Here is a 24,840-nt window from a genome sequence, read left to right as displayed (position 1 = left end):
TGCGTCCGGGCGAGCCAGTCAGTGTGTAGATGATGCACAGACTGACGCATGAAAATAGAGAGTTTTGAACATGGCGACACGCCACGGTTTAAGGATTATCAATGAGTGACATGACTCATGACGGCGCAGAGCGTCTTGCGCTGCACACATTTACTGAGAATGCCTACCTCAACTACTCCATGTACGTCATCATGGATCGGGCGCTCCCTTTTATTGGCGACGGACTCAAGCCGGTTCAGCGTCGTATCGTGTATGCGATGTCCGAACTGGGGCTGAGCGCCAGCGCCAAATTCAAAAAATCCGCCCGTACGGTGGGCGACGTGCTGGGTAAATATCATCCACATGGGGACAGCGCTTGTTACGAAGCGATGGTGCTGATGGCGCAACCCTTCTCCTACCGCTACCCGCTGGTGGATGGTCAGGGTAACTGGGGGGCGCCGGATGACCCCAAATCGTTCGCCGCCATGCGTTATACCGAGTCTCGTTTGTCGAAGTATGCCGAAGTGCTGCTGGGCGAGCTGGGGCAGGGCACGGTGGATTATGTGCCGAACTTTGACGGCACGTTGCAGGAGCCGAAGATGCTGCCTGCCCGTCTGCCTAACATTCTGCTCAATGGCACCACCGGCATCGCGGTCGGTATGGCGACCGATATTCCACCGCATAACGTGCGCGAGGTGGCGGCAGCGGCAATGGCGTTGATTGACGAGTCTGACACGCCGCTGGAGGCACTGCTGCGTCACGTGCAGGGACCGGATTTCCCGACCGAAGCGGAAATCATCACCCCGCGCGACGAAATTCGCAAAATGTACGAAAGTGGCCGTGGTTCGGTGCGTATGCGGGCGGTATGGAAAAAAGAGGACGGCAGTGTGGTGATCACCGCGTTGCCGCATCAGGTTTCGGGTGCACGGGTGCTGGAGCAGATCGCCAGCCAGATGCGCGCCAAGAAACTGCCGATGATCGACGATCTGCGCGATGAGTCCGATCATGAGAACCCGACCCGGCTGGTGCTGGTGCCGCGTTCCAACCGCATCGATCTGGATCAGGTAATGAATCACCTGTTCGCCACTACCGATCTGGAAAAAAGCTACCGCATCAACATGAACATGATCGGTCTGGATGGTCGCCCCGGCGTGAAAGGGCTGCGAGAAATCCTGATCGAGTGGCTGGCGTTCCGACGCGACACCGTGCGTCGTCGTCTGAACTTCCGGCTGGATAAGGTCCTTAAGCGTCTGCATATTCTGGAAGGTTTGCTGATTGCGTTCCTGAATATCGATGACGTTATCCATATCATCCGCAACGAAGATGAACCAAAGCCGGTGCTGATGGCAAAGTTCGGCCTGAGCGACACCCAGGCTGAAGCCATTCTGGAACTGAAGTTGCGTCATCTGGCCAAGCTGGAGGAGGTGAAGATTCGCGGTGAGCAGGACAATCTGGCTAAAGAGCGCGATCAAATTCAGGCGTTGCTGGCCTCAGAGCGCAAGATGAACACCCTGCTGAAGAAAGAGATTCAGGAAGACGCCAAAGCCTACGGCGATGAGCGCCGTTCGCCGTTGCATGAGCGCGGCGAAGCCAAAGCTATGAGCGAGCATGACTTGTCGCCGTCTGAACCGGTGACTATCGTGCTGTCGGAAATGGGCTGGGTGCGGAGTGCTAAGGGGCACGACATCGACCCGTCCGGTCTGAGTTATAAAGCGGGCGACGCTTATCGTGCCGCTGCCCGCGGCAAGAGCAACCAGCCGGTGGTGTTCATGGATTCGACCGGGCGCAGTTATGCGCTGGACCCGCTCACGCTGCCATCGGCGCGTGGTCAGGGCGAACCGCTGACCGGTAAACTGACGTTGCCGCCGGGTGCCGCTATTGAGCAGGTATTGATGGCATCAGATAACCAGCGGTTGTTGCTGGCATCCGACGCGGGCTATGGCTTTATCTGTACCTTTGCCGATCTGGTAGCGCGCAATCGGGTAGGGAAAGCGGTGCTGACCCTGCCGGATAACGCGCGGGTGTTGCCGCCGTTGGAGCTGCAGCGTGACGATGACCTGTTGCTGACCGTCACTGCTGCCGGTCGTATGCTGCTGTTCCCGGTCGCCGACCTGCCGGAGCTGTCTAAGGGTAAGGGCAATAAGATCGTCTCAATCCCCGCAGCGCAGCTTGCCAGCGGCGATGATCGGATATTGTGGCTGATGGCGATTGCGCCGCAATCCTCCGTTACGCTGTATGCTGGCAAGCGCAAATATTCGTTGCGTCCGGAAGAATTGCAGAAGTTTCAGGCCAGCCGGGGTTGTAAAGGCACGGCGCTGCCGCGTGGTTTGCAGCGAGTTGATCGCATCGAGATTGACGTGCCAATTGGCATTGTGAATGTCGATAGTAGCGAAGAATAATCTTTCTTGCGCAGGATCACAGCCCGCCGTTGCGTGCGGCGGACTGTGATCGAGGCATACCTTCTTTCCAGTGGGTACCGACGCGGAGATGGCATTTCCCGTCGCGGTTCCTTTTCGTCATTCCCTGTCCGTCCGGTGGCTGCTTTCGGGTAGAGAACAGGGTCTGCTGTGGCAAGGTTCGCCGTGTGTTTTAGCGCGAAGCCGTTATACTAGCGGCGGCTGTTGGCTAATGAGGTTGTTATGTTATTCATTTTCCGCTTTTTGGTGGTGACGGTTTTTTCCGTAGTGGTTTGCCTGGCTGGGTTTGTCTATTGCCTGTTTACGCCGAGAGATCCCCGTCATGTTGCCCGGTTTGGTCGTCTGTTCGGACATCTGTCGGTGGTATTTGGTCTTAAGGTGGAGCTGCGTTATCCGCACGCTGCCGACTTTGACGGCAACTGCATCTATATCGCCAATCATCAGAACAACTACGACATGGTGACGGCAGCGAATGTGGTGATGCCGCGTACCGTAACGGTAGGCAAGAAGAGTCTGGTGTGGATACCGTTTTTCGGTCCGTTGTACTGGTTGTCTGGCAACTTGTTGATTGACCGGGATAATAAAGCCAAGGCGCATAGCACCATCTCACAGGTGGTGGAGCATATTAAAGAGCGCAATATTTCGGTGTGGATGTTTCCGGAAGGCACACGAAGCCGTGGGCGCGGCTTGATGCCATTCAAAACCGGCGCTTTCCATGCCGCGATTGCCGCCGGGGTGCCGGTGGTGCCTATCTGTGTGTCCAGCACTCACAACAAAGTGAAACTAAACCGCTGGAACAACGGCCATGTGATTGTTGAGATATTGCCGCCGGTGGATTGCAGTGCCTACGGAAAAGATCAAGTACGTGAACTGGCGGCTTATTGCCATGACCTGATGGCGGCGAAAATTGCCCAGTTGGACGCTGAAGTCGCGCAACGTGAAGCGGCGGAAAAACGCTGAACCAACGCGAGCAGGTACGGTAAGCGTGCGGGAAGCATTACGGCCTGAAATGGAATAAAGGGTTGAACAGGTTTTGGGAGTCATTATGTCATTGAGTCGGCGTCAGTTTATTCAGGCATCGGGTATTGCGCTATGCGCGGGTGCAATGCCGCTGACCGCCAGAGCCGATGGCGGGAAAAACCCTCTTCCCGTTCCACCTTTGCTGGAGTCCCGTCGAGGGCAGCCGGTCTTTCTGACTATGCAACGGGCGCACTGGTCATTCTCCGGCGAGCGAAAAAATCCGGTATGGGGATTTAACGGTCGTTATCTTGGCCCGACGGTACGCGTGTTCAGTGATGATGATGCGAAGCTGGTCTACAGCAACCGTCTTAATGAGCCGGTGGCGATGACCGTGAGCGGTTTACAGGTTCCGGGGTCGTTGATGGGCGGTGCGGGCCGTATGATTCAGCCGAATATGGACTGGTCGCCAGTGCTGCCGGTTCGTCAGGCGGCGGCCACCTGCTGGTATCACGCCAATACGCCCAATCGCATGGCGCCTCACGTCTATAACGGCCTGGCTGGCCTGTGGCTGGTGGAGGACAACCTCAGCAAGTCGCTGCCGATTCCCAATCATTACGGCGTGGATGATTTCCCGCTGATTATTCAGGATAAGCGCCTGGATAATTTCGGCGCGCCGTTGTACAACCCGCCAGCCAACGGCGGCTTCATCGGGGATACGTTGCTGGTGAACGGCGCACAGAACCCGTATGTGGAGGTCTCCCGCGGCTGGGTACGTCTGCGCCTGCTCAATGCTTCCAACGCTCGCCGCTATGTGATGCGTATGAGCGACGGACGACCGATGAGCCTTATCGCCAACGATCAAGGTTTTCTGCCCGCGCCGATGGCGCTGAATCAGCTTTCGCTAGCGCCCGGCGAGCGCCGCGAAGTGTTGATCGATATGTCTCAGGGCGACGAGGTGACATTGACCGCCGGCGAGTCCGCCAGCATCATGCAGCGGCTGCGTGGCTTGTTCGAACCTTCGACTATTCTGGTGTCTTCAGCGGTATTAACTTTGCGGCCTACCGGCCTGATGCCGCTGGTGACCAACACCCTGCCGATGCGCTTACTAACCGATAATTTGATTGACGGTGCAGTCAGCCGGACGCGTGAATTCCGCCTCGGTGATAGCCTGCCTGGCATCAATGGCGCGGTGTGGGACATGAGCCGCGTGGATGTACAAACGCAGGTCGGGCGTTATGAGCGTTGGATCGTTCATGCCGATCAACCGCAGCCTTTTCATATTCAAGGGGCGGCGTTTTTGGTACGCAGCGTGAACGGCGGCCTGACGCCACCGGAAGACAGCGGCTGGAAAGATACGGTGTGGGTGGAAAATGATGTCGAACTGCTGGTGTATTTCAGCCAGTTCTCCACGTCGCAGTTCCCGTTTCTGTATTACAGCCATACGCTGGAAATGGCGGACCGCGGCTCTACCGGCCAACTGGTGGTTCAGCCCTGATGCCCGCGCTCAGGGCGCGGGGCACCATAACACAATCGATTTGAACACAATCGATTTGGTATCAGTCTTTGCGCGGCGCATCGGTACGTGGTTGATCCGGGTCCGGTCCCAGTCGCTTGCCGCAATCGAGCGCAGCCATGTCGCTCAACTCTTCTTTCTCCAGCCGGAAATCAAATACCGCGAAATTTTCCCGAATACGCGCCGGTGTAACGGATTTAGGGATCACCACCAAACCGTTGTCCAGGTGCCAGCGAATCACGATCTGCGCCGGTGTCTTGTCGTATTTTTTCGCCAGCGCGTGGATCACCGGGTGGTCAAATAGGCCTTCTCCGCCTTGCGCCAGCGGACTCCAGGATTCGGTCTGAATGTAATGTGTGGTGTTCCAGGTATGCAACATGCGCTGTTGGAAAAGTGGATGCAGTTCTACCTGATTGATGACCGGCATTACACCCGTTTCCTCTTTCAGGCGTTGCAGATGGTGAGGGTTGAAGTTGCAGACGCCGACGCTTTTCGTCAAGCCCTGCTCCTTGAGATTGAGTAATCCGCGCCAGGCTTCAACGTAGGTATTCTGCTCCGGCAGCGGCCAATGGATCAGATACAGGTCAACGTACTCCAGTTGCAGTTTGCGCAGACTTTCCTCCAGCGCCTGACGCGGATGCGCCTGATCGCTGTTCCATAGTTTGGTGGTGATGAAAATATCGCTGCGCGGGATAGCCGTTGCTTGTAACGCTTTGCCGACGCCCACTTCATTTTTATAAATGGCGGCGGTATCAATGGCGCGATAACCGATATTCAGGGCTTCGGTAACGGCGGCGGTAGCTTGTTCATTGCTGGCTTGCCAGACGCCAAGCCCCAGTTGGGGCATGATATTGCCGTCAGCCAGTTTGACCAGAGGTTGCATTGTCATGTCATTCTCCTTGTTGTGCGCCTTTAGCGCCTGGCCGTGGAGGAGTCTGGCGGCGTGGCGGCAAGATAGCGATGAGAGAACAACGCCGCCAAAACGGCGGCGTATCGGGACGGTTTTTCACACCAAAATTGATCTTTCACCTCAGACAGTGCCTGCACGCCTGTCGCGGCACTGTCTTAAGTATAGTCGAAAAGTCAGTCTGGCGGGGTTAGCGGGCGGCCTCATACACGCGTTTGCTGATATCCAGCGAGATGTCCTGGCGCTCACCCAACGTAGTCATGCCGTGCTCGTTGAGCTTCGCCACCATCGCCGGAATGGAACTGCCGTCTAACTGGTAGTCTGACAGGCGAGTCGGTACGCCCATCTGCTCGAAGAAGGCGCGGGTAGCCGCAATCGCCGCATCAATACGCTGGTCTTGCGTGCCGTCACGCAGGTTCCAGACGCGCTCGGCGTATTGCAGCAGCTTTTCACGTTTCTGGACGCGGCGCTCATTGAGCATCGCCGGTAGTACGATAGCCAGCGTTTGAGCGTGATCCAGCCCATGCATGGCGGTGATCTCATGGCCCAGCATGTGGGTAGACCAGTCTTGCGGCACGCCAGCACCGATAAGGCCGTTGAGCGCCATGGTGGCACTCCACATTACGTTGGCGCGCACATCGTAGTTTTGCTGCTCTTTCAGCGCACGCGGACCTTCTTCAATCAGCGTCAGCAACAGACCTTCGGCGAAGCGGTCCTGTACTTTGGCGTTCACCGGGTAGGTCAGGTACTGCTCGACGGTATGGACGAAGGCATCCACCACGCCGTTGGCTATCTGACGTTCAGGCAAGGTATAGGTGACGACCGGGTCGAGCACTGCAAAGCGCGGACATACCAGCGGATTCATGAACGCCTGTTTGTCACCGCTGCTCTTACGGGTGATCACTGCGCCACTGTTGGATTCAGAACCCGTCGCCGGCAGGGTCAGCACCACGCCCAGCGGAATGGCGGTGTCGATATGCGCGCCCCAGGTTTGCAGGATGTGCCAGGGGTCGTCAGCGGCGGTGTAGTGTGCCGCCGCTGCGATGAATTTAGTGCCATCTGCCACCGAACCGCCGCCTACGGCCAGCAGGAAGTCGATTTTTTCCTTGCGGACAATCTCCACTGCTTTCATGAGCGTTTCGTAGGTGGGGTTGGGTTCAATACCGGAAAACTCCAGTACGTTACGGCCTTTCAACGCGTTGGTCACCTGATCAAACACGCCGTTTTTCTTGATGCTGCCGCCGCCGTAGGTGACAAGAATACGGGCATCTGCCGGTATCTGGTCAGCCAGCCCGGCGATTTGTCCTTCGCCGAACAGGATTTTGGTTGGGGTATGAAGCGTAAAGTTCTGCATGGTTAACTCCCTTAATAGTATTACTGGTCCACAGTACTACTGGTCCAGTTTGAAGCCTTGCTGCAACAACGCAGGCAGGACATGGGGGAAATAGACGTGTTGATAGTAACCGGCGGTATTACTCCCCCAGGCATCGCCATCGCTGCGTCCCGTTTGCTTCCAGTGATTAATCAGGGTGTGATTGTATTGTTCGATTGCTGCCGCCAGCGGCCCGGTGCGGTAAACCTCTTCATGACGAAAGGTTTCCAGCGGCAGGCGTGGTTTCTGGTGCGCAGGTTTATCTACGTAGCCCAATACCAGCCCTGCCACCGGGAATGTCAGCGACGGCAGTTCCAGCAGTTCGATCATCGCTTGCGGATTACGGCGCACACCGCCTATCGGTACGATGCCAAGACCAAAGGAGTGCGCAGCAGCGATCAAGGTACCCAGCGCGATACCCACATCGGTTGCACCAGAAATAATGCTTTCAACACTCTCATGCGCGTGCTGCGTGTTGCCGCTCATGGCGATGCCGGTTGCGGTTTTATGCATGTCCAGCACCAGCGTGAGGAATACCGGAGCCTGTGCAATCCAGGGCTGCCCCCCTGCCAGCTCTGCGATGCGGGCGCGCCGCGCCGGGTCGCGGACCACTACGATGGAAACTTGCTGTGAATTCACCGACGTAGGCGCCAGATGTGCGCTGTCGATAATGGCGGACAGCACCTCTTCCGGAATGGGTTTATCCAGATAACTGCGTTCGCTGCGGTGCTGCGTGAGTAGCTCAATAGTGTGATTCATGTGGATTCCTTGTATACATGGCAGAGGTAAAACCATGCTGACCACAATGGTGTGGCGATGGATTTTATTCTCGGCTGCTACTGGTATTCCAGCAATGCTCATTTCTCGCTATGTATTGCCTGTTTCTGCAAGAATCCGTAGAAAAGGGTGATTCTATTGCCGGGATATGTCACTTTATTTCGGTTGTCAGTAAGAGATGAATACTATGCAGAATCCGAGTTCACGCCAGCGTGTAGTCAATCTGGCGATGTTGCATACCAGAGGGAATGGCGTTAGCCAGACACCGATTCCACAGGTGAGGGTGATTTACGCCGACCGCCACATTGCGCGGGCGCCAGTGCTGTATGACCCTTGCATCGTGATCATTTTTCAGGGGCATAAAGTGGGGTATATGGGCGACAAAGTCTTCCAGTATGACCCGGATAACTACCTGCTGATGACGGTGCCGCTGCCGTTCGAGTGTGAAAATTTTGCCAGCCCGGAAAATCCGCTGGTCGGTATTTCCATTCGGGTGGATATCCCAATGCTACAAGACCTGTTGATTGAGATGGGTGATGACGGTTGTAGCGAAAAACGGCGGCCTGACACCGCTGGTATCAGCAGTGTGCCGCTTAACGAGGCAATCTTGTGTGCGACGGAACGGCTGCTTGAGGCGATGGCGCATCCCCGCGACGCCAGAGTGCTGGGTCCGTGGATTGTGCGTGAAGTGCTTTATCATGTGTTGTGCGGACCTTGCGGCGATTCACTGCAAGCGCTGATGAACCGCTACAGCCATTTCAGCCAGATTGCCCGTGCGCTGCGCTATATCGAAAATCATTACGCAGAGAACCTGAACGTGGAGCGTCTGGCACTGGAGGTGAACATGAGTGTGTCGGCGTTTCACCATAACTTCAAGGCGGTGACCAACACATCACCGGTGCAGTACCTGAAGTCTTACCGGTTGCACAAGGCACGTTTATTGATGGTGCATGACGGGTTGAAGGCGAATACGGCGTCAATGCAGGTAGGTTATGAAAGCCCTTCGCAGTTCAGCCGCGAGTTCAAGCGCTTCTTTGGTGCTACGCCGGGTGATGAAGTGAACCGGCTACGTTCAGGAGCGGGTATGGTGGAGAGCAACTAAATTGCCTGGCGTTGGCGTGATCAGCACACGCCAACTCGCACAGTACGTACCGTTTGCTACGCCGTTTTTTCTCAGGCCATAGCGCGTTTTTTACGCCAGACTACCAGCAACATCCCCACCAGACCGCTCAATAGCAGCACCAGCGGCAGGATGCACAAAACGGTCATGAACTGGTCTTCATAACGCTTCACCAGCGGAATCTGGCTGAGGGAGTAACCCATGGTAATGATGCCGGTGACCCATAGAAAACCGCTCAGCCAGTTGAAAATCTGAAAGCGGGTGCTGTTGAGTCCGGAAATGCCGGCGATGGTTGGCAGCAGAGTGCGTACAAACGCCAGAAAACGGCCTGCCAGCAGCGCAGCCAACCCATGCTGCTGGAACAGATTGTGGGTACGTTGGTGATACTGGTCTGGCAACTGGTGTAACCATTTCTTCACCAGCGGGGTGTCGCCCAGCCAGCGCCCTTGCAGGTAGCTCAACCAGCAACCGAGACTGGCAGCCACGGTCAGCATGATTGTGGCGGGAATGAAGCTCATCACGCCTTTGGCGATCAGCGCGCCGCTCAACAATAACAGGCTGTCGCCCGGCAGGAAGGAAGCAGGCAATAACCCATTTTCAAGAAACAGGGTGGTAAACAGCACGCCATAAACCCACCATATCACCTGTGGATTGGACAGTACGCTGAAGTCTTGCTGCCACAGCGCCTGGATTATTTCATGAACAACACTCATATTTCATCCTGTCTGGTTTTTGTAACCCCTGAAGCCGCGTCTCTACGCCGCGCTGAGCCGGAAAAACGAGCATCAGAATAGGGTAAAATAGGGTAAAAAAGGTAAACACATTCTCATCGTTGTTGCTGTTCATCATATACGTTTTGCCTGATTTACCACAGTAGCATCAGGGGACCGGTGAGGTAGTGGCGTCACATTTCCTGCAATCTCCTGAAACCTGCGTCCAGGTCGGCTTCCAGATCGTCGCAATCTTCCAGGCCGATATGCAACCGTATCAGCGTACCGGTAAAGTCAACACCGCCAGCCGGGCGAATCGCCGCCAGTTCTTGCGGCTGGTTAGCCAGAATCAGCGATTCGAAGCCACCCCAGGAATAGGCCATGTGAAAGTGGTTGAAATGGTCAAGATAATGAGCCAGTTGTGCTCTGCTCAGTTGCTCTTTCAGTACAAACGAGAACAGACCGTTACTGCCGCTAAAGTCCCGTACGAAGAATTCATGCCCTTTGCAACTGGGGAGCGCCGGATGATTCACCGTCGCCACTTCCGGGCGATTCGCCAGCCAGCGCGCTATGCGCAGGCCGTTTTCCTGATGCTGCTGCAACCGGACCTGGAGCGTGCGCAGTCCGCGGCTGGCCATGTAAGCGCTGTCGGCGTCGGCCATTTGCCCCATCAGGTAAGACTGCTCGCGTAGTTGGTCCCAACAGCGCGTGTTGGCGACGGCGGTGCCAATCATGGTGTCGGAGTGACCGCAGATATATTTGGTGCCGGACTGAATTGAGATGTCTACGCCAAGGTCAAGCGGGCGGAACAACACGCCGGCAGCCCAGGTGTTATCGATGATAATCACGATATCCGGGTTAACGCGACGAACCGCCGCAACAATCGCCGGAACATCCTGCACTTCCATGGTGATGGAACCGGGTGATTCCAGAAATACCACTCTGGTATTGGGTTGGATCAGGCTGGCGATGTTCCCGCCAATCATGGGATCGAAAAAGGTGGTGCTGATGTTCATTTTGCTCAGCACGTTGTTACACAGATCCTGCGTCGGTTCGTAAGCGGAACCGGTGACCAGCAGGTGATCGCCCGCCGAGACAAATGAGACGATGGCGTTGGCAGTCGCTGCTGCGCCGCAGGGGTACAGCGCGCAGCCCGCGCCGCCTTCCAGTTCGGTCATGGCGTCCTGAAAGGCGAAATGGGTCAGGGTGCCGCGACGGCCATAAAACAAGGCACCCTTGGCACGGTTGATAGCAGCCTGTTTCTTATCCTGTACGCTGTCGAATACCAGTGAAGAGGCACGTTGAATCACCGGGTTGACTGCCCCTTGGGTGACGCGCTTGCTGCGCCCGGCGGCCACCATCGCGGTGGCGATTTTTTTACTCGTCATACGGCGTTACCTGTAGCTCAAACATTCCTTGCGTCCATATCTCTGTACGTTATCACGGCTGTAAGCATAGGGGGCGGCTTTTATTGTTAAGATGAAAATGTTTTAAGATGAAAATGTTACTGACGCGATGTCAAGCATGGAGCAAGATGACGGCGTTAGGGAAAATCGCGCAGTAAAATATGCAAATAATAATGAGAACGACTATCAATTAATTCCAGGTTTGGTATCATTTTCGCCGGATTAACGGTTGCATGAGAATGATGGGTGGAGGCACAGCGTGTATACGGCTGATAAGAATAGTAACCAACGGGGATCTTCAGTCCGGTGTCAGCCCGGCCTGGTGTTCGGTGGCGTTATGCATCGCGTGATGGCGTTCGTTTTACTGGGTATCACCGGTAATGCGCTGGCAGCACCCGCATCGACACCGATAACGACCGGCACGACCGTAGCCGCAGCAGGCGCACCCTCTGTGCTGCCGCCGACAGGAGCCGTCGGTAGCCTGATGAGCACTGATCTCTCCGTATGGGGAATGTATCAGCACGCTGACGTAGTAGTAAAAGTGGTGATGATTGGCTTGTTGCTGGCATCGGTGGTCACCTGGGCGATTTTCTTTGGCAAAAGCGCCAGCCTGATGGGTGCCAAAAATCGTATTCGTCTTGAATATCAGGCGTTGGATGATGCTCGTACGCTGGATGACGCGGCGGATATTGCCGCCGTGTTCAAGCCCGGTAGCGTGTCGCTGCAACTGTTGGCTGACGCCCGTAATGAGCAGACCTTGTCCGAGCGTTCCGACGACAATAACGGCATCAAGGAGCGCACTGCGTTTCGCTTTGAGCGTCGGGTAGCGGCTGTTGGGCGTCAGATGGGCCGCGGAACCGGTTATCTGGCAACGGTGGGCGCCATCGCGCCGTTTGTCGGCCTGTTCGGCACGGTTTGGGGCATTATGAATAGTTTTATCGGCATCGCCCAGTCTCAGACGACCAATCTGGCGGTGGTAGCGCCGGGTATTGCCGAAGCCCTGCTGGCGACGGCCATCGGTCTGGTGGCGGCGATTCCGGCCGTGGTCATTTACAACGTGTTTGCGCGCTGGACGGCCAGTTACAAAGCGATGGTCAGCGATGTGGCTGCGCAGATTCTGCTGCTGCAAAACCGCGATTTGGATATTGCCGCCAGTGTCGGCAAGCCTTCTCCTTCACCGGCGCATCAGTTACGGGTAGGGTAAGCCGATGGCGATGCATCTGAACGACGGGCAGAGTGAAAACGGTGAAATGCATGACATCAACGTGACGCCGTTCATCGATGTCATGCTGGTGTTGTTAATCATCTTTATGGTGGCAGCACCGCTGGCGACGGTAGACGTGCGGGTCAACCTGCCTGCATCCAGCGCTACGCCGCAGCCTCGCCCGCAAAAGCCGGTGTTCCTGACGGTGAAGGCGGATAAACAGCTCTATCTGGGCGACGATGCGGTAACCGAGGCCACGTTGGCTCAGGTGCTGGAAGCCAAAACGCAGGGTAATAAAGACACCACTATTTTCTTTCAGGCAGATAAAAGCGTGGACTATGAAACCCTGATGCGGATGATGGATTCGCTGCGTGACGCGGGGTATCTCAAAATCGGTCTGATGGGAGCGGAGAAAGTGCGCTAAGACGCGTTTTACTTACTGAAATCGAGTAGATGAGGTTAGGTTGCCTGCAACCTGTCAATAAACTGCCAGAGATGCTTACTACTGTTTTTGTCAGTTTTACGTATACAGGCTGTGCCCCAACATAAATACGTGACACAGCCTGATACGCGCTTACGCTTATTGATACTGAATGGACCACTTATGCCAGATGAAACATCTCGGACAGTTCATGACTGACCGGGCTGTTATCCGGGTTGGCAGGCATAATGTCTTTCATATAAGCCCACCATGCCTTGCAGATGTCTGTACTAGCCACGGCGTTCCAGCGTTCTTCACTTTCAATCTCGACATAGGCAAACAACTGCGATGTTTGCGGGAAGAGGAAGATACTGTAGTTGTGAGCGCCATGTGCTTTAAGTGTGGCGGCGAGTTCCGGCCAGATCTCGTCATGACGGCGGCGGTATTCCGCATCTTGTCCGGGCTGAATCGACATCAAAAATGCCTTTCGAATCATGATCTATTCCTTATTTTCTGGCTGTTCAGGCCATACCCATACCGACCAGATTAGCCGCTCCGACTATCACTAACATGCCAAGACTCAGGATGCGAACCGGACGAGAACCCACGTCTTTCCATTCCGCTAGTAGCAGGCCGACAATTCCACCGCACAGCACGTAGCCGCTCATATGCAGCATCCAGTTCACGAAAGACAGATGTTCCGGAATGCTGGCCTCGCCCCAGGCATAAAAAAAGAATTGCAGATACCACATAATGCCACCCGTCGCCGCCAGCAATCCATTGATCAACAAGCTCCGCACCGGTTGAGACAGATCGTTGCGCATCGACAGCTCTGGACGGGTCGCCAGACGAACAAAGCAGTAAGCCATGTTCACAATTGCGCCGCCGCCCATAATGATGCCGTAGCTCGGCAGCATGGCGTACAGCGGATTGATACCTAGATTCAGCGATGCTTGCTTGATAGGGGCCGCTGCTTCCAGGCCAAAAGCAAAACCAGATGAGAAGATGCCGCACATGACAGCCAGGAATAACCCTTTTTTCAGGTTGAATTCCTGAGTCGTGGTACCGAGCACCATTTCCTTCAGGTGACCTGCCCAGGTCACGATACCGATACCGATCAGCGCAACGAAGACGCCCAGTATGGTTATCTGGCCGCTGGATGTGGTAATCAAATGACCAAACTCGCCACGCAAGATTGGTGGCATCAGGGTGCCGACCACCAACGTGACACCTATAGCAATGCCGATACCAAGCGACATACCAAGGTAACGCATCGTGAGACCGTAATTGACGTTACCCACTCCCCACATCGCGCCGAACAGGAACATTCCCCAGAAAGCCTTGTTATCTACCACACTATAAAACGTGGCGAAATCCGGGATCAGCATGGAGGTGACAAGCCAGGGTGCCAGAATCCAGGAAAACAGACCGGCAAACGCCCATGTGGTTTCCCAGGACCATTTACGGACTTTGCTGATGGGTGCATAAAAGGATGCGGCTGAGGCGGCACCGACCAGGTGCCAACCGATTCCAGAAACAATTGCGGACATAAGAGGTTCCTTTGCGTAGGGTTTTATTGTGTTTGTTTTGCCCGTGAGAGGGCACGGGTTTGGTTATGGCATTGCTTTTTTGAATGTTTGGATGCCCGACGCAGGCTGGGCATCCTGTTCTGCTTGACGTTGTCAACTGCGGAAGTGCAGGACGTCTTGTTCGTACTGTTTAACCACCTTGAGCCAGTCAGCGCCGACCGGAACGTTTTCGCTGGCACAGACGTAATCCCATACCGCTTGCCACGGAAGACTGCGGGTTTCTTCCATCAATCCCAGACGTGTGGCGTAATCGCCTTCTTGCTCAGCGCGGCGTAAGCGGGTGATCGGCTCAAGCAAGGCACGCAGCAACGCTTTTTTCATGTTGCGGGTGCCGATCACCCAGGCGGCGACGCGGTTTATCGAGGCATCGAAGAAGTCGAGGCCAATGTGTACGCGATTTAGTAGTTCGTTACGTACGATTTCGTTGGCAATAGCCTGTGTTTCGTCATCCAGAAGCACCACATGGTCGCTGTCCCAGCGTACCGGGCGACTGACGTGCAGCAGCAGATGGCGGACAAACAGCGACGCGGCGCTGATCTTGTCGCTGATGATTTCGGTCGGGTGGAAATGGCCGGCATCCAGACACAGTGCGATGTCGCGTGAACTGGCATAACCCATATAGAACTCGTTAGAGCCAACGGTGTAAGACTCCGCGCCAATCCCGAACAGCTTGCTTTCCACTGCATCAATGTGATGGGCTTCATCAAATTTTTCGGTTAGCACTTCATCAAGAGCGGAGAGCAGACGCTGGCGCGGTCCCAGGCGGTCTGCAGGCAAATCCTTCATTCCATCCGGAATCCAGATATTCATTACCGACGGGGTGCCCAGTTCCTTGCCGAAGTAAGCTGAAATACGGCGGCTGGCTTTGCAATGGTCAATCCAGAACTGGCGTATGCTGGTGTCTGGATGAGAGAGTGTCATGCCATCGGCGCTCAGGGGATGGGAAAAACAGCTTGGATTGAAATCCAGGCCCACGGCCTGCTTCCTGGCCCATTCTACCCAATTGGCGAAATGGCGGGGTTCTATCTTGTCGCGGGCTACCGGGACATCGGATTCTAAATAGATAGCATGTAGGTTCAGACGTTTGGCGCCAGGGATCAACGACATGGCCAGTTCCAGATCGTGGCGCAGTTCTGTGGCATTGCGGGCTTTACCTGGGTAATTTCCCGTCGCCTGAATGCCGCCGGTCAGCGATCCGGCGTTAGCTTCGAAGCCCTGTACGTCATCTCCCTGCCAGCAATGCATGGAAACTGGAATGGTAGCCAGAGTGGCGATAGCGTGATCCACATCCACACCGAGCGCGGCATACTGCTGACGAGCCAGGGTAAAGGCAGTTTCGATATTAGGGTTCATACAACTTCCTCAGTGAGTACGTTCAATGTGTGAATCGGTGCACAGCGCCGCAAAGCGTTTGCGTTGTTCGGACAGGTTCGGCACTTCGCGGGGAAACAGGGTTTCCAACGGTGTGTTGCGACGTACCATGCACCGAACATCTTCAAGATCCGTAAGAATGCCGAGTCCTTTAAGCTGCCAGCCGATATTGCCGAGCGCCGATGCCTCGACAGGGCCGGTAACGACAGTGCGCTGGCAGATGTCGGCACACAGGCGATTGAGCACACGGTTTTTCGAACCGCCGCCAACGATATGAAGGGTATGAATGCGCTCGCCGGTGACGCTCTCTATCTCGCGCAGTACCTCGTCGTAGCAGAGTGCCAGGCTGTCGAGGACGCAGCGCACCAGTTCAGCCGGCGTCTGCGGGATACCCTGTCCGGTTTCGCTGCAATAATCCTGAATCGCCATGTGCATACAGGGTGGATTAAGAAAGCGATCATCATTCGGCTGGATGAGAAAACCGAACGGAGTCGCTTGATCCGCCATAGCGGTCAGGGTGACAAAGTCCAACTCTGGCCACTGTTTTTGCAGACCCTGCACCAGCCACAGACCCATGACGTTTTTCAGCACGCGGCAGGTGCCATCCGCCCCCCCTTCATTGGTTAGGTTAATGGCTTGGGCTTCTGCGCCAGTCAGTGGTGTGCGGCGTTCAACGCCGACCAGCGACCAGGTACCGGAACTGATGTAAGCCGCCCCAGCCCCTTCCAGCGGTGTGGCGACAATCGCTGAACCGGTGTCGTGGGTGGCAGGCAGAATCACTCTGGTCGAATATCCTGACGGGCTGGTCCATTCGCCGAGCGTGGTGCCGGGGGGAGTCAACGGCTGCAACCAGGCACCCGCCTGGCCGAGCAACGCGACCAGCTCAGGGTCCCAGTCACGAGTATGGGCATTGACCAGTTGGCTGGTGCTGGCGTTGGTGTATTCGCAACTGAATTTGCCCGTCAGGCGGTAGTGCAGATAATCAGGGATCAGTAACAGGCGCTCGACGCGTGGCAACCATTCTGGTTGGGCATTGAGAACAGCCTGAATTTGATACAGGCTGTTGAACTTGAGGAACTGAATGCCGGTACGCTGGTAAATTGCCTCTGCCGACATTCGCTGCATGATCTGTTCAGGTACGCTGTCGGTCCGTTCATCACGGTAAGCGACCGCTTCGCCCAGGCGCTCGCCGTGCTTGTCGAGCAGCACAAAATCCACACCCCAGGAATCGATGCCTATCGAATCCAAACGAATGCCGTTGGCATCAATATTGGCCAAGCCTTGCAAAATATTTTGCAGCAGGTCTTCAATATCCCAACAATCTTGTCCATGACGATGGACCATGCCATTAGCAAATCGATGCATCTCCTGCATCGTTAATTTGCCGTCAGACTCATCGTAAGTGGCCCATATTACGCGGCCACTGGAGGCCCCTAAATCTATAGCAGCAATATTCACTGGCATTGTGCCGACTCCGTTATCTACGATGTCGACACTTTAAAAAAATGAACCGGTAAGCCACCTTATTTGTCTTGCCAGGAGAGGTTGGTAGATTGGCATAAAAATCAAGAAATGAAATTTAATGGCAGTTATGTGATGGATGTCATAAAAGACTTTTGAATGATGTAATGTGCTTCGTGAAGCCTGATTCGGCGCGGAACTGCCGTGGGCGGTTACCGGTGGGAGATGTCTCTCCTTCACTCATTCCGAGTGCGCGGAGGTTTAACTGACAAGCCCAGGCTGTATCAACAAGAATGTGTTCTTTTTAGACGGAATGGTTAAAAACGAAGTTCTGTGAAGATGTTCACGGAACCTGATGTTGTTGTTTGACCTTACCTTGGCGACTCAGGTAATCACGAGGTGTCCGTCATGAGAGATTGAAACATGTTCCGCTTATCACAGACCGATTTTTTCGACACTAACCGGCCCATCAGTATACAGCCTCGTTCACCCCAGGAGCCGTTTCCTGAGCACTGTCATTCTTTTCATGAACTGGTGTTGGTGAAATCGGGCTGCGCTATTCATCTTACTGATGGCCGTGCTGTACATATCAGTCGCGGTAGTGTTTTTTATCTTGGCGAAGATGACAGCCACATGTTTGATAAGATGCAAAATTTGTGTCTTACCAACGTGTTATTTCGTCCAGATGAATTCCATAACGCCGCTGGTTTGAAAAAGATTTTTAAGGAAAGCTGCCACCCGACGGGGAATGGGATGCTGCTGAGTCACCGTATACAGCAGCAGAGTGAGTTATTACTGACCCAAATTGGTGAAGAAAATGACAAACAGGACGCCTATTCATCGCTGATGATTGAGACGCTGCTGTCCCAATTGGCGGTACTGTTATATCGGGCTCGGCACCAGCAACATACGATGAGCGATGCGGAGCGGGACGACAGAGAACGGTTGATGGCGCTCATTAATTACATTAATGAAAATTATCGTGAAGATATCGACTGGAACGAATTATCAGCATGGTTTTCCATTCCGATGCGCACTCTGAACCGCCGTATTCAGGAACATACCGGGCTGACGCCTAATAATTACCTGGGCCGTATTCGTTTATGCCGGGCTTCCTGGTTGTTAAGTCACACGCAAAAATCAGTGACTGATATTGCCTTTCAGTGTGGGTTTAACGACGGCAATTATTTTTCCAGCAAATTTAATCAGGCATTTAATATGACGCCATTGCAATACCGCAAGCGTTATAAATAATCTTGAATGCTTTGCCAAAATTAACCTTACCATTGGCATGGTTTTCAAGGTTTCCCTCCACCACAGGCATAAGATAACCCTGTCTTTATCCTGAGAGCCTATCTCATCAGGAGCCTTTTACTTTTTATGTCGTACCGGCAATACCGCTAAGCCACTGATGAGATAGGTTTTTAGCATTGTATTGATAATAAGGAGTATTTTATGGCTTTCTCTCTGTGCTTACCTCAGGTCAGCCTTTCTGGTGAAGGTGCGGTGAACGAACTTGTTCGACAGATGTCTCTCAAACCGGCTCGTCGTCCGCTGATCGTGACCGAAAAGGCGCTGATTACCATTGGTCTGCTAGATGGGTTAATCAGCGATTTGCGTGACAATGGGTTTACTCCGGTGGTGTTTGACGGCGTTTTGGCCAACCCGACCGACCATGTGGCTAATGCTGCTCTGGATGCCTGGAAGGATGGAGAATGCGATACGCTAATCGGCTTTGGAGGCGGCAGCGCTATTGATACAGCCAAAGCGGTGCGTGCTCTGGTCGCAAACCCGGACAAAACGATTTACGACTTTGAGGGGATTGGCAACGTTGTGCATATCGGTCCTTTTATGGCTTGCATCAGCACCACCTCCGGCACCGCAGCCGAAGTGACCAGCAATGCTGTCATCACTGATACCCGCCGCAAGGTCAAAATGGTCATCATCGATCCGGCGCTGATTCCGGATATCGCAGTCAATGACCCGACGATGATGCTTGGCTTGCCCGCATCGGTGACGGCGGCCACCGGCATGGATGCGTTGACTCACGCAATTGAAGCCTATGTTTCCATCGGTGCCCACACGCTGACCGACCACTCCGCGTTGGCTGCCATCCGTGTGATTGCTGAATTCTTGCCGCAGGTCGTTGCAAATGGCAAGGATATCAAGGCGCGTGAAATGATGGCCCACGGCCAGTTTTTGGCTGGAATGGCTTTCAACAGTGCCGGTCTTGGATATGTGCATTCGCTGGCTCATCAGCCGGGTGCAACGCATAACCTGCCGCATGGCGTGTGCAACGCTATCTTGCTGCCGGTCGTGTGTGAGTTCAGCCTGGAGGTCCGGGAGGCTCGCTTTGCCGACATCGCCGCCGCTATGGGCGTGGATACCCACAGCATGAGTCAGGCCGACGCCGCCAAAGCCGCCATTGAGGCTATCCGTAGTTTGTCTGCTGCTATCGGCATTCCGGCTGGCCTGCGTGAGCTTGGCATCAAGGAGGCTGATCTGGCTGGCTGGGTTGATGCCGCGCAGGCAGATCCTTGTTCTGGTTGTGCCCCGCGAGTGGCCAGCAAGGCTGAATTGTTGGCGATGTATCAGGCTGCATTTTAACTACCAGACTGCGTTTAGCCAGGAGCGACAGGTTGTCCTGTGGTGTAGATGGCGATAGCACCATCCCGTAGGATGATATGGGATGGTGCTGTGAGTTCTCTTGAAAATTCTGCCAACTCACCGTCATTGCTGGCTGAGGGTTTGAGGTCGGTTTGTCGGCAAATGTGTACAGTCAGAACCATGACAAACGTTAATGTCCCTTCAGGTTCAGCAGAGGTAGTAATGCGCAACATAGAACTCAATGCAGCCGTACTGGCTGAAATCGAAAAAGTAGTCGAAGTCTCCACCTACCTGTGGCAACGCGAATGGGCTGAGCGCAACGGCGGCAACATCTCAGTCGATTTGACTGATATTTTCGGTGCCGCACCGGTCAACCTTGACGATTTCCCTCACTGCCCACTGTCAATGGTGGGCGGCAGCAGCGCTTTCCCTACCGACAGTGCCGGTCATGTTTTTTTTGTCAAAGGCACTGGCGAGCGTATCCGCGAACTGCGCGATCCGGAGCTGGCTGGCTGTGTACTGCGTATTGATGATCAGGCCCGTGGCTATCACATCCTGTGGGGTGGTCGTGGCCAGCCGGATTATAAACCGACCAGCGAATTTATCTCCCACGTCGAGATCATCATGGACAAGCAGCGAGCCAATCTCGCGGATCGCTGTGTGGTGCATACTCATCCGATAGAATTGATCGCATTGTCACATCATCCACGTTATGCCCATGATAGCGCTTCCTACACGCAAGCCTGCTGGCAGATGTTGCCGGAAGTCCGTGCCTTTGTTCCACGCGGGATTGGCATTGTGCCTTACTGTATGCCCGGCAGCCAGCAAATGGCGGACGGCACCACAGCGCAGTTGCGTCAGCATGATGTGGCTATCTGGGAAAAACACGGTGCGGTTGCCACCGGTGTGGATGCATTGCAGGCGTTTGATTTTATAGATGTTGCAAATAAAGGGGCCAAACTGCATCTGATGTGCCTGGCCAGTGGTTTCGAACCTGAAGGCGTGAGTACTCAGGATATGCAAGAGCTTAAAGAAACATTCAAGTTGTAATACCAGGATGATGGCCGCGGTTAACCTTATTCTGCGGCCATATCACCGTTAACGGTGGGGATCGGTGTGGAAATTCGGATGACGCCAGTGCAGACGGGTTGGGACGTAGATGCGGCTTTCTGTCAGCGGACGCCCTTCAATTAGCGTGTTGATCATCTCAAAGCTATTGCGCGCCAGTGTCTCGCAATCCTGCGCTACGGTGTCGATTTTCATCGGCAGGCAGTCGAACAGATAGTGATCGTCAAAGCTGCACAACCGCATATCGCAGTCCATCAGGTTGTGTTGGTTCAGGTAACGCAGCACCCCTTCCAGCAGTCCGCAGGCGGCGGTAAATAACGCTTTGGGTGGCCGGCCCAGTCTGGCGCACAGTTGGGCGAACATCTCGTAACCAGCGCTGGAATGATAGTTGCCGCGAATAATCCACTCCGGGCGGCACTCGATGCCAGCACGCTCCAGCCCCAGCATAAAGCCGGACAGTCTGTCGCGGGTGGGCGACAGGCGGGACTGACCGCCAATAAAGTAGAATTCGTCCTGATGCTGGCGGGCAATGTTTTCCACCAGCGCGGCGGTAGATTCCACCGCTTCAGACACCACCATCGGCAGGTCAGAGTCGCCGATTGCCCGGTCGAACTGTAATACCGGCAACTGCTGGTTGATCTTCTGGTATTCGGCGTCGCTCAGCATACTGGAGGCGACGATCAAGCCATCTACCTGACGCTGAATCAAACTGTTGACCGCCATCATCTCCTGACTGGCATTTTCGTCGGTACAGGCGATCAGCAACTGCAACCCGGCTTCCCGGCACAGGCACTCCAGCTCACGGGAGATCACCGCAAAACCATAGTTGGTCATTTCCGGCACCACCAACCCCAGCGTATTGCTGCGGTTGGAGCGCAGAGAGCGAGCGTGAATGCTGGGCTGATAGCATTGCTGTTGTGCCAGTGCCAGCACCCGGTCGCGGGTTTCGTCCGAAACGCGGAACTCTTTGCTGCGGCCATTGAGAACCAGACTGGCGGTGGATTTAGACACACCTGCCAGCCTGGCGATGTCGCTGATTGTGACGCGCTTGGTTGGTTTCACCGTAGTATCTTCAGAGAACAATGCGCCTTTAAGGGCATGAAAAGGAGCCTTATTCTATCACGCATGGTGTTAACAACCAGTGTTGCAGCGTGATGCGGCCAGGGCCGCTGAAACTGACCATGGCGTCGTTGTTGGGGAAATAACGCGATGACATCACTGCCTGCCCGTGATTGATAAAAATTTCCACGCTGGAGCGGTCGCACAGAATGTGCAGGTGGTGCAGCGGGCCATCATGCCAGTAACGGTGTTCCGGTTCGTTAGTGCGGTGATTGCGACGGCTCAGGGTCAGGCGCTCGCCGTCCCAGCACAGCACCATAACTCTGTCGAAGTTGATCTGAAACTCACCTTGTGTGTCCAGCATCAGTTCGGCGTTGCTGGCGGGCAAGGCAGGTGCGTAGTCGGCAACACCCTGCCACAGATGTGGCGGATGACGCAGGCTTTGCAGTTCACGGGCCGGTTGCTGGTAAATCTGCCCATCGCGTAGTGTCAGTTCACGTGGGCAAGTCATGGTATGGAGCCAACCGTGGGTGATGGTCGGTTGGAAGAACTCGTTCTGGTCCGGCATTCCCATCCAGCCGAACAGTAACCGGCGGCCATCCTCGCTTTGGGTGGTTTGCGGCGCGTAGAATTCGAAGCCTAAATCCAGCTCATGGAACGCCTGATGGGTGAAGCGACCATTATCGTAGTCGAGCGAGCCGATGAAATAACCGGACTGATGGGTATTCAGGTAGCGCTCTTCTTCGGCAGGTAAGCCTTGCGGACAGCAGAGCAATACCTCATGGCCGTTCAGCGTAAACAGATCCGGGCATTCCCACATGTAACCGAAATCGCCCAGTCCATTGAGGCGGGAGCCGGCGATTTCCCCCAGAGAATGCCATTGCAGCAGGTCAGGTGACCGGTATAACAGCACCTTGCCCTGTAAATCCGCATCCTGAGCCCCCAGCACCATGTACCAGTCGTTCTGATGACGCCAGACCTTCGGGTCGCGCACGTGGCCGGTGTATCCTTCCGGCACCGGCAGCACCGGGCCGAGCTTGTCGAATTCTCCCGCTTCATTAGCTCGTGCCAGACACTGGTACGCGGTGCGGGAGCCGTCGTCGTATTTCACGTTGCCGGTGTAGATTAGCGTTAGGGTATCGCGGTCTGCTACGGCGGAACCAGAGTAGCAGCCGTGGCTTTCGTAGCTTTCTGCCGGCACCAGCGCCACCGGCTCATGGCGCCAGTGCACCAGATCGGCAGAACTCCAGTGCCCCCAGAACTTGGCGCCGTGGGTACAGGCCAGCGGGTTCCACTGATAAAACAGATGGTAACGCCCTTTATGCTGAATGAACCCGTTGGGGTCGTTCAGCAGCCCGACTTGTGGCGACAAATGCCACAATGGCCGGTGTGGGTCATATGTCTGTCGTGAAGCGCCAGACATCAGGGCACAGGCCATGCGTTTTACCAGATGAATTTCCTTCATTATGTATGATCCGTTTTGTATTTCAGCGACAGGGAAATCAGGAAGGCTGCGCCAAAAGCGATCACCATGCCAATCAGATAATTCAGTATTGATCCAGCCTGTACTATAGCAAGGCCGGGAATGCCGGTCAGCCCGACTGCCATCATATTGACATGATTAGCCACAACCCAGGCACCGCCCAGCGCACCGCCCGAAAGCCCGGCAAGAAACGGCTTGATGAAGCGCAGGTTAATCCCGAAGATTGCCGCTTCGGTAATACCGAGCAGGCAGGAGAGCGATGACGGCACGGCGATGGCCTTGATTTTGGCATCGCGGGTTTTGAAATAAACCGCCAGACAAGCGCCGCCCTGCGCCACGTTTGCCATCGCCCAGATGGGCAACAGGAAATTGACGCCGATAGACGGGTTGCCGAGCAATCCGGCTTCAATGGCGTGGAAGCTGTGGTGCACGCCGGTAATGACGATGACTGAATATAATCCGCCAAACAGCAGCCCGGCCAGCCAGCCTGCATGAGTAATCAGCGTACTCAGCACGAAGGAAATACCGTCGCCCAACATGCGGCCCGCCGGCCCTATCACCAGCATGGCGACGAAGCCGGAAATGATCACCGTCAGGAACGGCGTAACAATAATATCCAGCGCGTTTGGCACCACCTTGCGCAGGCGCTTTTCCACCAGACTCATGAACCACACCGCCAGCAGCACCGGGAACACGGTGCCTTGATAGCCGATCATGGCGAATTCCAGACCGAACAGGTGCATGGTTTTGAAACCGCCGGCTACGCCCCAGGCATTGGTCAGCGCCGGATGGGTGAGAATGCCGCCCAGCGTCGCGCCCAGATAGGGGTTGCCGCCGAATTCACGCGCGGCGGTAAAGCCTATCAGGATCGGCAGAATGATGAACGCGGCGGAGCTGAACATATCCAGCATCACGAAAATGGCGCTGCCGGCGTCAACCCAGCCGTAGGTCTTGATCATGCCAAGCAAGCCCATTAACAGGCCGGAGGCCACAATCGCCGGAATAATCGGCACGAAAATGTTCGACAGCAAGCGGGCCAGACGTTGCAGCGGGTTAAGTTTTTGCGCTGCCAGCGTGGCTGCTTCGCTGGTGCTGGCTTCGCTGATACCGGCGGCGTTGATAAATTCGGCAAAGACCTTGTTCACCAGCCCTGAACCAAAAATAATTTGCATCTGGCCGGCGTTCTGGAAACAACCTTTGACGCCCTTGACACGCTCAATGGCGGTTTTATCGGCCAGGCTGTCATCGTTGAGCACCAGCCGCAGGCGGGTGGCGCAGTGGGCGGCGCTGGCGATATTTTCCCGGCCACCCAGCAACGGGAGCAGAGATGCCGCAATAGCTCGAATATCCATCTTTTAATTCCTCTTTATCTATCAAACAGGTGTGCGTTTAGCCGTCACTGGCGGCATCAGTCAT

Annotated in this window: 21 protein-coding genes; 9 read left to right on the top strand and 12 right to left on the bottom strand. The window is 55.1% G+C overall.

The window, feature by feature from the left end:
- The first annotated feature begins 101 nt into the window (after positions 1–101).
- The 3 genes from parC to ftsP all read left to right on the top strand — a co-directional run bounded on the left by parC (position 102) and on the right by ftsP (position 4,851).
- Positions 102–2,378: a DNA topoisomerase IV subunit A gene (parC, locus tag Dpoa2040_RS17190; RefSeq protein WP_168642024.1), complete on the top strand. Its 2,277-nt coding sequence runs from the start codon at positions 102–104 to the stop codon at positions 2,376–2,378.
- A 240-nt stretch (positions 2,379–2,618) separates the two neighbouring features.
- Positions 2,619–3,356: a 1-acylglycerol-3-phosphate O-acyltransferase gene (locus Dpoa2040_RS17185; RefSeq protein ID WP_042868029.1), complete on the top strand. Its 738-nt coding sequence runs from the start codon at positions 2,619–2,621 to the stop codon at positions 3,354–3,356.
- A gap of 85 nt (positions 3,357–3,441) precedes the next feature.
- Positions 3,442–4,851 carry a cell division protein FtsP gene (gene ftsP / locus Dpoa2040_RS17180; RefSeq protein ID WP_042868031.1) on the top strand — a complete coding sequence of 470 codons (1,410 nt, stop codon included), beginning with the start codon at positions 3,442–3,444 and terminating at the stop codon, positions 4,849–4,851.
- Positions 4,852–4,912: 61 nt separating this feature from the next.
- Here the strand turns inward: ftsP and dkgA are convergent, their stop codons facing one another.
- From dkgA to Dpoa2040_RS17165, 3 genes are all read right to left on the bottom strand, one after another.
- On the bottom strand, positions 4,913–5,758 hold the full coding sequence (dkgA, locus tag Dpoa2040_RS17175) for a 2,5-didehydrogluconate reductase DkgA (RefSeq protein WP_168642023.1): 846 nt from the start codon (positions 5,756–5,758) through the stop codon (positions 4,913–4,915).
- Between the two features lie 208 nt (positions 5,759–5,966).
- Positions 5,967–7,130 (bottom strand): alcohol dehydrogenase, encoded by a 1,164-nt coding sequence (gene yqhD / locus Dpoa2040_RS17170; RefSeq protein ID WP_168642022.1) that lies wholly within the window; start codon positions 7,128–7,130, stop codon positions 5,967–5,969.
- 36 nt (positions 7,131–7,166) lie between these two features.
- Positions 7,167–7,907, bottom strand: a complete 741-nt coding sequence (locus Dpoa2040_RS17165) for an NADPH-dependent oxidoreductase (protein WP_042868037.1) — start codon at positions 7,905–7,907, stop codon at positions 7,167–7,169.
- A 205-nt stretch (positions 7,908–8,112) separates the two neighbouring features.
- Between Dpoa2040_RS17165 and Dpoa2040_RS17160 the strand changes: the two genes are divergently transcribed.
- On the top strand, positions 8,113–9,027 hold the full coding sequence (locus Dpoa2040_RS17160) for an AraC family transcriptional regulator (protein WP_168642021.1): 915 nt from the start codon (positions 8,113–8,115) through the stop codon (positions 9,025–9,027).
- A 71-nt stretch (positions 9,028–9,098) separates the two neighbouring features.
- On the opposite strand, the gene Dpoa2040_RS17155 is transcribed toward Dpoa2040_RS17160, so the two are convergent.
- Together Dpoa2040_RS17155 and metC are read right to left on the bottom strand one after the other, a co-directional pair.
- On the bottom strand, positions 9,099–9,758 hold the full coding sequence (locus tag Dpoa2040_RS17155; protein WP_042868040.1) for a DedA family protein: 660 nt from the start codon (positions 9,756–9,758) through the stop codon (positions 9,099–9,101).
- 191 nt (positions 9,759–9,949) lie between these two features.
- The gene (gene metC, locus Dpoa2040_RS17150) at positions 9,950–11,143 is read right to left on the bottom strand and encodes a cystathionine beta-lyase (protein WP_042868042.1); all 1,194 of its coding nucleotides are present in this window, start codon (positions 11,141–11,143) and stop codon (positions 9,950–9,952) included.
- Between the two features lie 277 nt (positions 11,144–11,420).
- On the opposite strand from metC, the gene exbB reads away from it, so the two are divergent.
- Together exbB and exbD are read left to right on the top strand one after the other, a co-directional pair.
- Complete coding sequence (gene exbB, locus Dpoa2040_RS17145) at positions 11,421–12,365, top strand: tol-pal system-associated acyl-CoA thioesterase (RefSeq protein WP_371810666.1); 945 nt, start codon at positions 11,421–11,423, stop codon at positions 12,363–12,365.
- 4 nt (positions 12,366–12,369) lie between these two features.
- Complete coding sequence (exbD, locus tag Dpoa2040_RS17140; RefSeq protein WP_042868046.1) at positions 12,370–12,789, top strand: TonB system transport protein ExbD; 420 nt, start codon at positions 12,370–12,372, stop codon at positions 12,787–12,789.
- A 178-nt stretch (positions 12,790–12,967) separates the two neighbouring features.
- Here exbD and rhaM read toward each other — a convergent pair whose 3' ends face one another.
- The 4 genes from rhaM to rhaB form a co-directional block, all read right to left on the bottom strand.
- Positions 12,968–13,282: an L-rhamnose mutarotase gene (gene rhaM, locus Dpoa2040_RS17135; protein WP_042868048.1), complete on the bottom strand. Its 315-nt coding sequence runs from the start codon at positions 13,280–13,282 to the stop codon at positions 12,968–12,970.
- Between the two features lie 25 nt (positions 13,283–13,307).
- Entirely contained in the window at positions 13,308–14,336 is a 1,029-nt protein-coding gene (gene rhaT / locus Dpoa2040_RS17130) for an L-rhamnose/proton symporter RhaT (protein WP_042868049.1), read from the bottom strand.
- Positions 14,337–14,468: 132 nt separating this feature from the next.
- The gene (locus Dpoa2040_RS17125; protein WP_042868051.1) at positions 14,469–15,728 is read right to left on the bottom strand and encodes an L-rhamnose isomerase; all 1,260 of its coding nucleotides are present in this window, start codon (positions 15,726–15,728) and stop codon (positions 14,469–14,471) included.
- A 9-nt stretch (positions 15,729–15,737) separates the two neighbouring features.
- On the bottom strand, positions 15,738–17,210 hold the full coding sequence (rhaB, locus tag Dpoa2040_RS17120; RefSeq protein ID WP_168642020.1) for a rhamnulokinase: 1,473 nt from the start codon (positions 17,208–17,210) through the stop codon (positions 15,738–15,740).
- A 420-nt stretch (positions 17,211–17,630) separates the two neighbouring features.
- On the opposite strand from rhaB, the gene Dpoa2040_RS17115 reads away from it, so the two are divergent.
- The 3 genes from Dpoa2040_RS17115 to rhaD all read left to right on the top strand — a co-directional run bounded on the left by Dpoa2040_RS17115 (position 17,631) and on the right by rhaD (position 20,864).
- Positions 17,631–18,461, top strand: coding sequence for a helix-turn-helix domain-containing protein (locus Dpoa2040_RS17115; RefSeq protein ID WP_042868055.1), 831 nt, complete (start codon positions 17,631–17,633; stop codon positions 18,459–18,461).
- Positions 18,462–18,662: 201 nt separating this feature from the next.
- The gene (locus tag Dpoa2040_RS17110) at positions 18,663–19,814 is read left to right on the top strand and encodes an iron-containing alcohol dehydrogenase (RefSeq protein WP_042868057.1); all 1,152 of its coding nucleotides are present in this window, start codon (positions 18,663–18,665) and stop codon (positions 19,812–19,814) included.
- Between the two features lie 222 nt (positions 19,815–20,036).
- The gene (gene rhaD / locus Dpoa2040_RS17105) at positions 20,037–20,864 is read left to right on the top strand and encodes a rhamnulose-1-phosphate aldolase (protein WP_042868059.1); all 828 of its coding nucleotides are present in this window, start codon (positions 20,037–20,039) and stop codon (positions 20,862–20,864) included.
- Between the two features lie 48 nt (positions 20,865–20,912).
- On the opposite strand, the gene Dpoa2040_RS17100 is transcribed toward rhaD, so the two are convergent.
- From Dpoa2040_RS17100 to Dpoa2040_RS17090, 3 genes are read right to left on the bottom strand one after another with little or no spacing between them, the layout of a single operon-like run.
- Positions 20,913–21,944, bottom strand: coding sequence for a substrate-binding domain-containing protein (locus tag Dpoa2040_RS17100; protein WP_168642019.1), 1,032 nt, complete (start codon positions 21,942–21,944; stop codon positions 20,913–20,915).
- Positions 21,945–21,993: 49 nt separating this feature from the next.
- The gene (locus tag Dpoa2040_RS17095; protein ID WP_168642018.1) at positions 21,994–23,406 is read right to left on the bottom strand and encodes a sucrose-6-phosphate hydrolase; all 1,413 of its coding nucleotides are present in this window, start codon (positions 23,404–23,406) and stop codon (positions 21,994–21,996) included.
- Complete coding sequence (locus Dpoa2040_RS17090; protein WP_168642017.1) at positions 23,406–24,776, bottom strand: sucrose-specific PTS transporter subunit IIBC; 1,371 nt, start codon at positions 24,774–24,776, stop codon at positions 23,406–23,408. Before Dpoa2040_RS17090 ends, Dpoa2040_RS17095 begins: the two co-directional genes overlap by 1 nt.
- Positions 24,777–24,840 lie beyond the last annotated feature (64 nt).

The organism is Dickeya sp. CFBP 2040 (assembly GCF_012273755.1).
In the GTDB taxonomy this organism is placed as follows: domain Bacteria; phylum Pseudomonadota; class Gammaproteobacteria; order Enterobacterales; family Enterobacteriaceae; genus Dickeya; species Dickeya poaceiphila.
This window is presented reverse-complemented; position numbering and strand designations above follow the sequence as displayed.